Origin of the sequence: Psychrobacter sp. TB55-MNA-CIBAN-0194 (genome assembly GCF_040309505.1) — a bacterium.
Lineage (GTDB): Bacteria > Pseudomonadota > Gammaproteobacteria > Pseudomonadales > Moraxellaceae > Psychrobacter > Psychrobacter fozii.
Genome location: NZ_JBEOOW010000686.1, coordinates 1 through 242 on the forward strand (window position 1 = coordinate 1; position 242 = coordinate 242).

General features: G+C 43.0%; 1 protein-coding gene. It reads left to right on the forward strand.

What is annotated here, in order from left to right:
• Positions 1-242 (forward strand): S8 family serine peptidase (locus AAEY75_RS16735; protein ID WP_352260284.1); only part of this gene is annotated, 242 nt, incomplete at both ends.

A 242-nucleotide genomic window follows, 5' to 3' on the forward strand; every position in this document is an offset into this window, starting at 1 on the left:
GCTTTTTACCTAAAGGGTTAAGCTCGCCAAATTTACACGGCACCGCCATTGCAGGGCTAATTACAGGTAAAGGCGCAAAACTTAACCCGCTTTTAGGCAGTGCCAAGCTTTACAGTGCCGAGGTGTTTTATAGGCAATCTGAATATGCACAAGGGGCTACTTTATTTGCCATAGTAGAAGCACTTAACTGGCTAGTTAGTAATAAAATACCCGTAATAAATATGAGCCTAACGGGGCCAAAT